The organism is Curvibacter sp. EU05-FHT14A10 (assembly GCF_058791075.1).
The window spans coordinates 1-13,322 of sequence record NZ_JBYTDE010000026.1; the positions used below are offsets into that span (position 1 = coordinate 1).

The window sequence follows — 13,322 nt, forward strand, 5'->3', positions numbered from 1 at the left end:
TGCCCCTGTTGTAGTGGAAATATTCAAGCGGTTTCTAATGAAATCAAGCACTTGCCGCACTTCGTGTCGAACTCGGGTGGTGAGCTGCGCAATGCGACCTGGGCGGAGTTCGAGCTCGATAAAGCTGTATGGACGGTGCCTGCTGAGAGGATGAAGCGGGAGAAGGCTGGCAAGCTATTTGGTAAGCCCCATGTCGTGCCGTTGGCAAAGCAAGTTGTGACTGCATTGCGAGACCTGCATGGGTTGACCGGGGCCAGTCCATATGTGTTTCGCGGGGAGCGGCACCATGATCGGCCGATGAGTGACGCAGCCATCAACGCTGCGTTGCGAGCGATGGGTTTTTCGGCGGATGAAGTAACTGGGCATGGTTTTCGGGCAACTGCTCGTACGATGCTCGCAGAGCGCCTTGGCGTCGCTGAGTCGGTTATCGAGGCGCAATTGGCGCACTCTGTTCGAGATAGCCTTGGGCGTGCATATAACCGAACTGAATTTCATGCAGAAAGAAAAGCAATGATGCAAAATTGGTCTGATTATCTTGATGAATTATTGGGCTAACACATCTCTGTTTGTCTTCTTTATTTTAATTAAGGCTTGACTCGAATGTTGGAATCGCGGTGTCTGATAAAGAGTCTGCTGCTTTGATTGTTCCATTCATCGAGTAGGTGATGAGTCCCCTTTGAAGATTATGAATAACCTCGTAGGTGAACGAATCAATCCTGTAGTATTTGCCGGATATAAATGGTGCGATTTCTACAGGCAATCCTTCCTTTGAAGTTACCTCTAGTCGTCCTATGGCATTGTCATAGATTCTAAAGTCTCTGATTTTTGCAGATACCAATTTGGCATTGTCAAAGTTGCTTACGTGGGCATCAATCATCTCTTTCTTGATTTCCAATGCTTCCGTAAAGTAATCTTTTTCGCCTAATACTGCTTTTAAGAGTTCTTGAACAATCCAGTTCCCTCGGGGTGGATTTGTTATGGATAAATACATCTCGCCATTCTTTGCTTCAAAGAAGCTGGCTAAATGCTGATCCATTGTGGAGATTTTTGTTTTTATTTCGGTTCCGTCCTCTAAATACTGGGTCGTACTAAGGTCCCGGGTGATGATATGGCGAATTGTTATTTTTTTAGGGTCGGATTTTATTAAGTGCAAGCTCTTTGAGCTTAGATTCTTTATGTGCGACTCCAAATCGGATAATGTATGTCCTTTCACCCTTAGTTTGATGTAGCGTAGCTTGATCATGGCTTCTCCAATAAGGCGATTGCATTTTTAGCTGATTCTTCGATCAATCGGAAGAATTGATCTTGCTCTTCAAGCTTAGGCGCTCTCTTCTTCGCAGTTGGTTTGCCCTCGCTGCAAATGACAGCACCGCGAACTTGGTAAGAAAAGTCGGTGCAATCCTTTGGGTCGCCGAACTGAGCCTCTAGTTCAAATATATCGGAGTCGACACTGGATGCCGGTTTTACTCGCCATGCAACTTTAACGATGTAATAGCCTTTGTTATAGAGTTCATCGATAACAAATGACTTGGTGACACCAGTTCCTTTAAGTGAAACCTTTTCGACGTAGGAGCGATCCTCTAATTCCTTCTTTTCGCTCTCGTTGTTCTCCTCGTCGTCGTCACTAATGGTTCGATCAGCTACGTCTGGTTTGTAGCAGTAAGCCTCGGTTACGGTAATTAAGTTGTGCTTGCTAATGTTGCTCACAAGATTGTGAAAGAAGTTGGTCCTGACTTCTGGGTCAGCATAGCCTATCAATGAGATTTTTTTTCTGGTAATGGGGGTTTTGCACTCTTTTTCGATCTCGGAAATTACTTGATCGAGTAATAAATCTATGTATTTTTCTTGCGTGCTGCGAATTACATATTTGCCATCGTTGGTTTTTCTGAATTCGATCACTGCATCGCGTGGTTGAACCTGCCTGAATTCAACCTCTGTGTAGTCAATGTGCTCGTATTGAATATGTGCCGAAATACGGTCTGATTGAGAGTCGATGGTGAGCATTTCACCTTCTTCTTCGATTTTCTCCTTGACTATTTTTAGGCTGTTTATAATGTCTGTTGCAGATATTTGGTTTACTATTTCCGTGTAGGTGATCCTCGACCGCCTGGCAACCTTGCCGAGTTTTTCGCTGATATTTTTATGATCGAAGAAGTCGGCTGTGAGGCGGGAAAAGTATTGGGCTAAATCATCTTTGCTTGTATGTGATGAAACAACAATATTCCTTTCAAAGAGCAAGTCTTTGATTAGTTCGGTTGTGACCCGTGCATGGTTCATTGCATCAAATATCACTTTGTCTGATGCGAAATAAAGTGATGCTCCTACACGCCTTTTCATTGCTTCCACCCTAGTTCATCGGCCTTGTAGTTCGGCGCAATCTGATTGATTGAGTCAATTGTTATTGCGTCAATCTCATCTTTTCGACCATTTTCAAACTTCCAAATTTGACAGTAACGGCTCTTTGCGCGATTGAAATTATTTTTTATTTCATTGCTTGCTTCTGGGTTGAATGCCCGAATCTGCAAATTTTCTTGAGAGTTAATTAATTGGTGCCTTGATAGGCTGTCTAGAAGATAGACAAATTCATCAATTGTTCCACCTTTTCGCCCGTAGTAAACTAGATTTCCTCTGCGCTCAAGTACTTCTCCGTTATCGCCTAGCACCGGGAGATATTTGATTACAAAGTATGGGGAGAGGAGCATTTCAATTGTTGCTCCGACCCGCTGGTCATCTGCTGTCTTTCTCTTCCAAAGCGTGAGGTCCGGAAAGAAAAATCGGTAGTGTTGGTTGATCTTTTTGTCCGCGATCAATAACTTGATGTCCGTGGCAATCGAGAATAGATTGCTGATTTCATCCGGGCCAAGTATATGTATTGTTTGCCCTTTGGCAACAGGGATGGTTTTGTGTGATATTGATTTTAATAGCTGTTTAAAACGGCCCTTTGCTTTGTTGTCGTGGTTCGCAACAAAGAGTAATCCGCGAACCTCATACTTTTCATCTTCCTCAGCTAGAAATTTTGCGCGCCATGTATTTGTAATGGAGGCGCATTCAATTGTCATGGCAAGGGATATTAATGCCTCGCGAATCTTGCCTTGCTGAAGAGTGTTGTTGCCGTACGATTTTAAATCTGTGTGTAGGTATATTCGTTTGTTTAGGTACGGGTCGATATAGTGGTAGACAATATCTCCTGGGTGTGTGCGCTTTGGCTCTCCACCCTTTGTTTTGTGTGAGTCGGAAACGCAGCTGAAATTACTATCTTCCTGGGCGTGTACTTCCCAATGAAATACCTTGAAGATATCATTTTGAATTTTGTTTGCAATTAATGATGTGTTATGTGTTTCTGACAATTGCTATTCCCTGGGTAATCATCAATCCATTGTGTCAGATTGTGTTTCACAACGGAAGACGGGCGCAAGCCTGTACTGAGCAAGATTGAGTGTGCAGCCCTGAGCACTAAAACCAGCGATCTATGGCTTGGTCGAAGGGGACGGCGCGCTGTCGAGACCCCGCCCCGCCCCCGGGCTTCATAGGTCTGTTTTGACGGGCCTGCCGACACCCCAGAGAACAAGGCGTGGTGCGGCTGGAGAGTCCAAGCATGGGCGCGATCAGATGCCGGGATTTAACGGAATTTGTTGGTAGCCCGGCCTGGCTTCCAAGGGGGCAGTGACGTAACTGTATTTACTTGGGACTGCTATTTAGGGGATGAGTCGGCCCACCGCCAAGTGTCGCGTCCGGCCGCTTTCGCTGCATAAAGGGCGTGGTCAGCACGATCCATCGCATCGACAAGAGTCTCGCCCCGGGCAACTTCCTCAACCCCCGCACTCATCGTCAGATGTAAGGAAGTACCGTCGGCCAAGTGCAGCGGCGAGTCGCGGACGCCCCTCAAGAGGCGCTCTATCATTTGTGCCGCCGCTTCATGGTCTGCGACAAGCAGGAGTGCTATGAACTCTTCGCCGCCCACTCGAAAAACTGGTTCATCTGCCCGAGAGTTCGTCCGCAGTAAATCGCCAATATGCTTCAGTGCCAGGTCCCCCACGGCATGGCCATGAATGTCGTTGACGCGCTTAAAGTGATCCGCATCCAGCATGACCATGACAAGCTTCAGGCTCCGTCGTGCGGCTTGAATTCGGCTCCGCTCAAGTTGTTCCTCCAAGCCGTAACGCAGTGGCAGTCCTGTCAATGAGTCGATTCGAGCGCTATGTTCGATGAACTCCGTTTTGAAATACGCAAGGTCGCTTATTACCTGATCTTGAGTGCTTTCAAACGTCTCAAGTAGCAATGCATTGCCGGCCTGGGAGTCAATGATTGCCTTGCAAATTGCGCGCGCTGCATCGTGCATTTTTTGATGTTGCTGCTCTAGATGCTGTGACCTTGTCGTGTCAATTGCATCGAACTGAGCCCTCTCGCTTCGAAACCAACGGCCGAATTCACAGCGGTTGTGGGCGTCTTCGCTGACCAAATCTACTTTTGGTATGTCGCCCAAGACGGCGCAACGTAGCAACTGATGAGACCATCCGATGTGCACCTTTACAGCGCTATCTAACTTTTCTATGAAGTGTTCAGCTTCGCCTGTGAAGGTGGTGTTTCGCATGAGTGGGGAGCCTTGGAATACGACCTCTTGCCGACTTCGAGTCGAACTTCTCCCTTCGTCAATTTTGATCATCCCTTATTCCAAGTGCATCGTCGAGCGCACTTGCCGTCAATCGACAACAGTGTTGTCAGGCCCATATAAGAAATATGGGGCGTGCCCTCACAGGACACGCCCCTTTCACTTTGTGATGGCCTAGCCTGGCGCAACCCCTGCCTCAGGTCTCAGCGGACTCCTGCTGCTGGGCGTGCCGCGCCTGGTGAGTCTCCGCCGGGCTCATGAACTTGCGGTTCGCAAACGGCCCCAGCTCCAGAGTCCCCAATGCCTCGATCGCAGGCAGCTCATCGGCCACCGGATGGGCGCTGGCCATCTCCTTGATGCAGGCCCACACAAACGCCTCACGCCGGGCCTCCGGATCGTCGGTGATGGTCAACAGCCGGGGCAGCTCGCAATGGCGCACCAGGGCCAGCGCCCGGGCCAGGGGCTCACCCATCTCGTCCAAGGCCTGATAGACCTGCAGGTGGGCATAGGCCTCGAAGGCGGCGCGATGCGCCAGGAGATAGCTTTGGGCGTCGTTGGAGGCCTGCACCTGGGGCTCAAAGGTGTTGGCCTCGCACTCGGCCAGGGCCAGGCGCAATTCCTCGGCGATGGTGGCCGCGTCGTTCTTGTTGAACAAGGCGTTCTTCACTTCCTTGGTCTGGGTGTAGTTCGCAGCGGCGAAGGCCCGGCGGAAGAGGTCGTGTGAATCAGCGGCGGCCTGCTCATGGGCGGTGATCTTCGAGCGCAGTTCTTCACAGCGCTGCAGCAGATCGGCATAGGCCTTGTCTGAGCCGGCTTCGTAGGCTTGGCGGGCCATGGCCAGGTGAATAAGGGCTTCCTTGTAGGTCTCCTTGGCCTTGGCGAATTTGTCGTGAATCGAAGTCATTGTGTATCCAGAAAATGAGAACGTGAGATAGGGGATAGAGAGAAATAGCGGCCGAGGTGATCAGCAGTCGGTCAGATGGAAATGGGCCGTCCGGGCCTTGCCGTCGGCGGCAGTGAACTGCAGCGAAACCTTGGTGTCTTTGGCCGTAAATTCGCCCGTGATGTCGTTGAGCTTCTTGCGAGCTGCGGCGTATTCGCGGGTGGCCTCTTCGAGCTTCTGGCCGGCTGCGTTGAGGGCCATTCGGGCTTGAGATTCGTTGGCAAACATGGGTAGATCCAGTGAGAAAAAAGGGTTGAAAAACAGTTGAAGGAAAAAGGAGACGTTGAGCGCTATCCGGAGAGCAGGGCCAAGGCCCAGCTCCGCCCGAAACATCACGGCCTCAATCGGCATCGAGCCACTCGATAAAGCCCGTCTCCTGCAGGTGGGTGCGGGTCATCTGTCGCTGAGCCAGCGAGAGCCGCCCCAGAACGGCGCGCAAGGCCTGGCGAAGGGCCTTCATGCGTTGCTCCAAGGCCTCCAGTTGGGCGCGCTCTGCAGCGCGTTCCGTGGCGTGCTTGCTGGCCTGCTCTGTGAGCTGACGTTGAGCGGTCTGCAGCCGAGTGCGCAGGTTGTCGTCTTCGCGCTGCTGGGCCGTGCCTGCCCCCGAGGCCGGGGCTGCAGCCTGGGCCGGTGCCTGGCGCGAAAGCGCCTCGCGCACTTCGAAATATTCAACAGTAGCAAGCGCGGCCTTGAACTGAGCCCGGCGTTTATCGCGGTAGCGGCGCTGCCGCTCGGCAGGGGTGAGGCGGGCCATCAGTAGTCCCCCCCGAAGTCACGATGCGCCTTGAACCAGTCGCAGCGCTGCAGCACGTCCTTCATGGGCACCATGCGAGGGCTCACGCCGGGCATGTTGCCCCGGGCGGCCTCGGCACAACCGCCATAGGGGCGGAAGTGCCGGCACTCACTGCAGCGTCTGCGGTCGTCTCGCAGGCCGGCCGAATCGAGCAGCTCGGCCAGGGCGTCACGGTTGGCCTTGATGGCGTCGCGCAGCTCCTGGGTCAGCAGGCTGGCAGGAGTCACCCGCAGGGCGCCCGAGGCCTCCAGCTCCACCGAAATCCCCAGCTCGCGCAGGGTGCTCAGCAGGGCCTCGGCGCGCTCTTCTGCGGACGGTTCAGGCGAGATCCGGGCGGCGATCTCCCACAAGTTGGGCTCGCCGTTGACGGTCAAACACCCACCAAAGCCCACCAAACCCACCAAGGCCTGACGGCCGTGAGAGTCCGAAGTGCTCAACGTGGCGCGTCGATTCGCTGCCGCTAACCCTCCAATTCCCACCAAACCCACCAGAGGTAAGCCAGGCGTGCGGCTCAACTTGTCGCGCCGGTTCGCCTTCGCAAACCCACCAGAAGCCACCAAACCCACCAAAGGCAGGGCCGTTGATGTCGTGGTCGTTGTTGTGGTCGGGCGCATCAGAACACCTCCGCATAGGAGGGGGTGCCGGCTTGAGCCGCCTTCAAAGGTTGAATCGTGGCGCGTCGATTCGCGGTCACTAACCCCCCAATTCCCACCAAACCCACCAGAGGAAGGCCAGGCATGCGGCCCAACTTGTCATGCCGGTTCGCCTTCGCAAACCCACCAGAAGCCACCAAACCCACCAAAGCCGGGGCCTTCGTTGCTGTGGTCATCGTTGTGCTCAGATGCATCAAAACACCTCCACATCGGCGCCGGTGCCGGTCTGGTCACCGTTCAAAGGTCGATTCATGGCGCGTCGATTCGCCTCCGCAAACCCCCCAATTCCCACCAAACCCACCACGGCAGGCGAGGTGGTGCGCTCGCTGTCTTCGTCTTGCTCCGGGTCGTCGTTGGTGGGATTGGTGGGCTTTGGTGCGTTTGTGGCGGTCGATGGCCGCGCGAGATTCACGGCCCAATGCAGTGCACCTGCCCGCAGGCCCACCCGTGAGAACAGCTTGCCGCCCACGATGCGCCCCGTCATGCGCTCAATCCAGCGCCCCAAGATCCGCGAGTTGACCTTGCCGGCCTGGCCCGCGATGTCGTCCAAGGCCACGCCTAGGCGTTCGTCGGTGTCGGCCCTGCGGATGGCAATGGCGACAGTGGTCTGCATGCTTCCAAACGTCCCATACCAGGCCTCCAGCATCGCGGAGAGCTTCGTCGTCTCCGGGTCTTGCTCGAACGCCCTGGCGGCGGCCTCCATCGGGTCTTCAAGCGCTGGCAGATCCTCCGAGCCATCGGCCGCCACCAGGCCCGCCAGCCAGCAAATCGGCTGCCGCACCAGGTCGTCCCACTGCTCAAAGCTCGCGGTGCGTCCCTTGGCCGCTTTGGGTCGGCCGGCCGTGATGTACGCCCGCACGATGGTGAGCGCTGCCACCACGTACTGCAGCCGCTCGGCCGCGATCATCTGTGCCGGGTCGAATGAGAAATCCCGCGTGTACGGCTTCTCGCTCTGGGCATCGATGCGAGCCGTCAGCACCCGCCTGCAGGTGTCCGAGGTCATGCGCAGGTTGTTGCCCGTCGCAATGAACAAGGCCCGGTTGGGTAGCGTCACCGTCTCGCTGCTGCCCAGGATGCGGTCTGCAAAGGTGGGCGCGGTCAAGAACGCATCCAGCGAGGCCGAGCCCAGGGGCTCGCGCACGTTGTCCCACAAGACCACGCGCTGGCCTTCGCGCAGCACAGCAAACAAGCGCTTGCGCGTCTCTTCGTCGGTGTCGGCTGGTGGCAGCACCGCCGGGTCTGAGCCCATGGCCATCACCCCAATGCAGCGCGCCAACAAGGTCTTGCCGCTGCCCGCTGCAGGGGCGTCCAGGCCAATGCCTGGCGTCGTGGGCAGGCTGGCTCGCAGCGCTGCAGACAAGAGGCCATGCAACACCACGGCCCGGCTCACATCGTCCACCAGGGGGAACAGCGCAAAGGGCCGCCAGAGATACCGCAAGGCGTTGAGCGCGTCCGTGGGGCTCGGTGAACTCGGCACCCTGGGCGGGTTCGGATGCTCGCAGTAGTACAGCAGCCCCGAGCCCTCATCATGGCCGGGCCGGTCCAGAATCGTGCCGTCCACGCGCAGGGTCGGCGCTGTGACCACGGCCACCAGCTTTCTGAAGCCTCGCTCCCCATGCTTGGCCAGGATGGCCCGAGCCACACCCAGCGGCGCGTCCTCGGCGCCTTCGTCCGTCACGTCGTCCCCGGCCGAGTCCTTGCGGCGGCGCACCGAATAGAAGTCACACACCCGGCCCATGTGATCGGTGAGCCAGTCCGGCGAGACCGGCCGGGCCTTGCCCTCGCTCACGTAGGCAATGGCGCCTTCGCCATAGTCGAACAGCTCGCCCCGGGACTTGAGGACAGACAGCACCGCGTCAGTGGTGGCCACACGCATGCCTCGGCCAACTTGCACTCGGGCGGACTGTCGCATCAACTCAAACCGCACCCCACCATGGCGGTGCGTGTACAGGTAGGGCCGCTGCCCGCTCTTGAGGTTCACCACGGCCACGCGCCGGTCTTGGTCCGGGTCCAGCGGGTCGGCGAACTGGGCGTTGTGCCAGCGGTCAGGCAAATCCAGGATCTCGCCCACCGACACCGATTGGCCATCGGCCGCCGTGAGCATGAAATGCCCCATGAGCACCCGCTTCTCACTGGCCCGAATCAACACATCGCGGGCCTTCTCCAAGGGGATGCCGCGGCGCTGCGCCAGGGCCGGCGCCTTGGCCGAGGCCCAGCGCTCGCGCTGGGCAGCACACTGGCTCGCAATGGCCTCACGCTTGGCCTTCTTCAAGGCCTGCACCCGCTTCAAGGTCTCGCTGTCGGTCTCGATCAACGCCAGGTCAAACAAGGCGTTCCCGTCGCCGTGGATCTGCGGCGCCGCAGTGGGTCGGCTCAGCCCATCGAGCAGCACGGGCGGTGCGCAGAAGTCCAGGCGTTCAGGCTGCCACACCGTGGCATCCACCAGGCTGCGCTCCAGGGCCTGGCCAGCTCGGCCCACTTCGTGCCAGCCCTGGCCAGCGGCCCAGAGAAGCGCAAACAAGGTCTTGCCCGCATCGGGGATGCGCGAGGCATCGCGCACGGGGATGTACAGGCGGTGCCGGTTCAAACCCGAGAGCACGCGCCCGTCAGGCGCCTGCACCCCGGCCGAGCAGCTCGGGCGCCAGAGCATGGGCGCGGTGGCCAGAGCCGGGCAAGCGTCAATCAAGCGCTGCCGCAGCTCGTCGGCGCTGAGTTCGCCATTCGGGCACCCGTCGTGGTCCAGCATCATCACGCCAGGCCCGCGAGGGTAGGCGAAGTGCTGGCGGGTGCGTGAGATGGCCGCCGGCGCGCCGGGCTCGGTGAGCACCGCCTGGCCAGCGTGCGCGTCCTGCACATCCCGCTCGGGTGCAATGGCCACATGCTCTTGTTGGCAGATGCCCCAGCTCACGGCCTGGTCAGGTGTGAGCGTTTCGAGGATCTGGGCCAGCTCGGCCAGGTTCAGGGCCTGCAGGCGTTGAGCCAGGCCGCGCATCATGCCGGCAGACGATTGCTTGTTGAGGGTGCCGTCCCGGTTGAGGCTGAGCACCTTGGTGAGGCGCTCGGGCTCGGTGGAGGTGAAGACCGTGAACTGCAGGGCGGGGCCTTGCGTGGTCAGGGGCTTGGCCGCCTTCACGCGCGGGGCTGGTGCCGCCGCTGCGGGGGCCTTGCGGGTTGCCTTGGTGGTCGTTTCTGGGGCGTCCGTGGAAGGTACAGACGTGTTCGTGCTTGCCGCGCCCGATTCGATGGCGCTGGCCTTGTTCTTTGCCATGGTGAATCCTTGAGTTGTTAGCGCGGTGCGCGGGTGTCTTGCACGGGCTCGCTGGGCGAGTCGTCGGGGGTGTCGCTCGGTGGCTCCACTGCGTGGGCGACGGCCTCCACGCCACAGGCCGAGGCCTTGCGCAGCAGCTCCGTCACCGGCCTGGCGTCCACGTCATCCACGAACGCATGCAAGGCCGTGAGCCCCCGGGGCCACCGGAACGAGGCCAGGGCCTCGGTGCTCAGCACCGCCCAAAACGGCAGGCGCGTGGCGCGGCTGGCCTGCAGGGCAGCGCGCAGGCCCACGGCCACCCCCAGGCGCAGTTCCTTGCCCTTGTGCTGCGGTGGGCACAGGCGAATGGACGCGCCTTGCACCTGGCCATCCACACCCGTGAGCTTCATGAAGCTAGGCACAGGGGCCGGGTTGCCTTGCGCATCGAGATACACCCGCAGCAAGGCCACCGTGTGGAGTTGCGTCATATGGAAGGGCGCGAACTCCACTTGCAGGGCTGCCAGCAAGGCCGGGTGAGAACCGCAGGCCAGGGGCTTGCCGGCACCGTCAAAGTGCCAGTAATCCAAGGCCGGATGAAGCCGCAGCGTGTCGGGCACGGCGCGGGCGTTCAGGCCCTGGCACTGCAGGAAGCGGTGGGCCGCGTCACCCGTGCGGATGGGTTGAGACTCGGCCCAGAGTTGGGCGATGCGCTCGCGGTTTTGTTCGTAGGCATGGCGGCGCTCGGCCTGCAGCTGCAGGGCAGGAAGGCGCACAGGGTAGGCGGTCATGCGAGCCCCCTTGCAGCCTGGCGGCTCAGGTTTTGGATGCTGAGCACGCTCAAGGTGCGCACCTGGCCAAAGCGATCAAAGGCCAGGGTGCCGGCCGAGGCGCTGGAGCTGGCCAACTGGGTGTAGCGGTGCAGCTTGCCGCCTTGGTCCACCACGCGGATGAGATAGGCCTTCATGCTGCCCTCCCTTGGGTTGCGAGGGATTCGCGCAGGCTGGAGACGGTGGCCTCCGTGGCTTCCAGGCGTTGGGCCAAGGCTTCGTTGACCAAGCGCACCAGGGCGCCCAGTTCGTGGCGCTGAGGGGCCACGTCCTTGCAGTCGCTGGTCTTGGCCGGGCTCAGCAGTTTCTCCAGGCCCACATAGGCCTGCAAAACGTCGTGCAGGTTGGCCACGTCGTCGGAGACTTCGAGGGCCCAGGATGAGGCGGCGCGTGCCTGCCGATGGGGCAGGGCGGCGACGTTGGGGGTGTGGTGTGCCTGGTCGTCGGAGTCGATGCCAGGTGTAGGGGCGTGCGTGTACGCACGAGCGGAGTTAGCCATTGAGGGCCTCCAGGGTCTCGGTTTTAAAAACCGACGCACCCGCTTCCAAACGGGGGCGGCGGCTCGAACGGGTTGGAAGACCGGGAGACCCTGGCGGGACCGGCAGGGCGCGAGCCCTCCCATTCGAGCCGCCAAAAACTGGAGGCGCGAGCGAAAAAGCCGCACGAACTACGGTTGTCCTGCGGCTTTCGCTGCAGGGTCTCTTGAGGCTTCCAAACCCCATCACGCCTTTTTTTGACGTGACCGCGCCAGTATAGCTAGCGCTGGTGGGTTTAGGTTGGTTTTTGATGGCATCGGCAAACGCCAAGGGCTGCGCGCAATGGCCGGCCGCATTGGTGGGTTTGGTGGGAATTGGAGGGTTTGTGAAGGCGAATCGGCGCACCAAAAATTGCCGGGCCTGCTGAAAGCGCGCGCAGCCCACTGCCGGCACCGTGGTGGGTTTGGTTGGATTTGGTGGGTTGCTGACAGCGAATCGACGCGCCAAGAATTGCCCGGCTTGCTCAACCGGGGCTCGGTTCAGTGGGCCGGCCGTGGTGGGTTTGGTGGGAATTGGAGGGTTTGCGAGGGCGAATCGACGCACCAAAATTTGCCGCGCCTGCTCAAAGCGGGCGCCGTCCACTGCTCGCGCCGTGGTGGGTTTGGTTGGATATGGTGGGTGTTTGACGGCGAATCGGCGCGCCAAATTCGGGGCGCAGGTCCGCGAGTGCAGGGCGCTGGCCAGGGGTAAGAAACGGGGCTTCGGGGTCATGTTGACGGGCGTTTGGGTGAATTCGGGTTGTTTTGGGCAAAGTTCGTCCCGCAGGGCCTCAAAACGGGCTCCGCACAGTGGGAAATCGGGATTGGGGGCTAGGGCCTGAGCGCTATGCGCTGGGCACCGTGACAGGGGGTGTCGGTGGGCTTGAGCGCTGCGGTGGCAGGGGCTCGGGCTCTGGGGTGTCTGCGGCCTCGGGCAGGGTGTTCATCTGCTCCACGATGGCGCGGCGGTTGATGTTCTTGCCAAGCGGCAGGCGCACGCTGGGGTCAGGGGTGGCAGAAGGCGAGATGGTGCGCAGCACTTCGGCGCCGGCCATGAAGGTGTGCCCGCATTGGACGTTCGAGCAGATCAGGAATAGCTCGCGCAGAGTGACCGTCATCTGGCGGCTGTTGCGCACAGTGGCTTTGCTTCGGCAGTGAGGGCAGATGAAAAGCATGGGCGGGTCTTCCTTCTCAAGCGGCGGCGTGTTGGGCTGTGCTGGTTTTCGGTGCGCTGATCTTGGATGCGCGGACCTTGGGCACCAGGCTGGGGCGGCCTCGGGGTGCCTTGAGCTTGGAGGCTGGTGATGGGGCAGGAATGGGCGTTGCTGCCGCCGGACGCTGGGCAATCCAGGCGTCAATCTCCGATTCGCGCCAGGCCACCGCGTGGGCGGTCAGGTTGACGGCAGCGGGGAAGGTGCCGGCTTGGATGGCTGCATAGATGCTGCTGCGGCCGAGGCCGGTCATATGTTTGACGTCCGCCAGGCGCAGCAGGCGGTCGCGGTATTGACGCAGCGGTTGGTCTACTGCGGTGTCGTTGGCAATCTGGATGTCGGTGGATGAGTGCATGCCTCTATGGTCATGTACGGACGGCTGTGGATTAGCGAGTGCTGGTTGTGTACGGGCCGTACACAACCAAAGGTCGGGCAGATTGGTGCCATTGGATGAGGCTGGCGACATTTGTTCGGGTGGCCGGTTGGTGGGTTTGGTTGGAATTGGTGGGTGTTTGACGGACAACT

The 13,322-nt window shown here is 58.9% G+C and carries 15 protein-coding genes; 1 reads left to right on the top strand and 14 read right to left on the bottom strand.

Going from position 1 to position 13,322, the window contains the following annotated elements; translation table 11 throughout:
- Positions 1–555: tyrosine-type recombinase/integrase (locus tag AC3WUT_RS28030; protein WP_492350350.1), on the top strand; the 555-nt coding region annotated here is incomplete at its 5' end.
- A 25-nt stretch (positions 556–580) separates the two neighbouring features.
- Here AC3WUT_RS28030 and AC3WUT_RS28035 read toward each other — a convergent pair.
- From AC3WUT_RS28035 to AC3WUT_RS28100, 14 genes are all read right to left on the bottom strand, one after another.
- Positions 581–1,243, bottom strand: coding sequence for a hypothetical protein (locus tag AC3WUT_RS28035; protein ID WP_492350351.1), 663 nt, complete (start codon positions 1,241–1,243; stop codon positions 581–583).
- The gene (locus AC3WUT_RS28040) at positions 1,240–2,346 is read right to left on the bottom strand and encodes a hypothetical protein (protein WP_492350352.1); all 1,107 of its coding nucleotides are present in this window, start codon (positions 2,344–2,346) and stop codon (positions 1,240–1,242) included. The genes AC3WUT_RS28035 and AC3WUT_RS28040 overlap by 4 nt, the downstream gene beginning before the upstream one ends.
- Positions 2,334–3,347, bottom strand: a complete 1,014-nt coding sequence (locus AC3WUT_RS28045) for a PD-(D/E)XK nuclease domain-containing protein (RefSeq protein ID WP_492350353.1) — start codon at positions 3,345–3,347, stop codon at positions 2,334–2,336. Before AC3WUT_RS28045 ends, AC3WUT_RS28040 begins: the two co-directional genes overlap by 13 nt.
- A 344-nt stretch (positions 3,348–3,691) precedes the next feature.
- The gene (locus AC3WUT_RS28050; RefSeq protein ID WP_492350354.1) at positions 3,692–4,591 is read right to left on the bottom strand and encodes a diguanylate cyclase; all 900 of its coding nucleotides are present in this window, start codon (positions 4,589–4,591) and stop codon (positions 3,692–3,694) included.
- 214 nt (positions 4,592–4,805) lie between these two features.
- Positions 4,806–5,513: a hypothetical protein gene (locus AC3WUT_RS28055; RefSeq protein WP_492350355.1), complete on the bottom strand. Its 708-nt coding sequence runs from the start codon at positions 5,511–5,513 to the stop codon at positions 4,806–4,808.
- 60 nt (positions 5,514–5,573) lie between these two features.
- Positions 5,574–5,903, bottom strand: coding sequence for a hypothetical protein (locus AC3WUT_RS28060; RefSeq protein WP_492350356.1), 330 nt, complete (start codon positions 5,901–5,903; stop codon positions 5,574–5,576).
- Positions 5,893–6,306 carry a hypothetical protein gene (locus tag AC3WUT_RS28065; protein ID WP_492350357.1) on the bottom strand — a complete coding sequence of 138 codons (414 nt, stop codon included), beginning with the start codon at positions 6,304–6,306 and terminating at the stop codon, positions 5,893–5,895. Before AC3WUT_RS28065 ends, AC3WUT_RS28060 begins: the two co-directional genes overlap by 11 nt.
- On the bottom strand, positions 6,306–6,782 hold the full coding sequence (locus AC3WUT_RS28070; RefSeq protein ID WP_492350358.1) for a hypothetical protein: 477 nt from the start codon (positions 6,780–6,782) through the stop codon (positions 6,306–6,308). Before AC3WUT_RS28070 ends, AC3WUT_RS28065 begins: the two co-directional genes overlap by 1 nt.
- 409 nt (positions 6,783–7,191) lie before the next feature.
- Entirely contained in the window at positions 7,192–10,266 is a 3,075-nt protein-coding gene (locus AC3WUT_RS28075; RefSeq protein WP_492350359.1) for a P-loop NTPase family protein, read from the bottom strand.
- A gap of 17 nt (positions 10,267–10,283) precedes the next feature.
- A complete protein-coding gene (locus AC3WUT_RS28080) occupies positions 10,284–11,033 on the bottom strand; it encodes a DUF7146 domain-containing protein (protein ID WP_492350360.1) in 750 nt (249 codons plus the stop codon).
- Positions 11,030–11,209, bottom strand: a complete 180-nt coding sequence (locus AC3WUT_RS28085; protein WP_492350361.1) for a hypothetical protein — start codon at positions 11,207–11,209, stop codon at positions 11,030–11,032. Before AC3WUT_RS28085 ends, AC3WUT_RS28080 begins: the two co-directional genes overlap by 4 nt.
- On the bottom strand, positions 11,206–11,571 hold the full coding sequence (locus tag AC3WUT_RS28090; protein ID WP_492350362.1) for a hypothetical protein: 366 nt from the start codon (positions 11,569–11,571) through the stop codon (positions 11,206–11,208). Before AC3WUT_RS28090 ends, AC3WUT_RS28085 begins: the two co-directional genes overlap by 4 nt.
- An 860-nt stretch (positions 11,572–12,431) precedes the next feature.
- A complete protein-coding gene (locus AC3WUT_RS28095) occupies positions 12,432–12,761 on the bottom strand; it encodes an Ogr/Delta-like zinc finger protein (RefSeq protein WP_492350363.1) in 330 nt (109 codons plus the stop codon).
- 16 nt (positions 12,762–12,777) lie between these two features.
- A complete protein-coding gene (locus AC3WUT_RS28100) occupies positions 12,778–13,152 on the bottom strand; it encodes a helix-turn-helix transcriptional regulator (RefSeq protein WP_492350364.1) in 375 nt (124 codons plus the stop codon).
- Between the last annotated feature and the right edge of the window lie 170 nt (positions 13,153–13,322).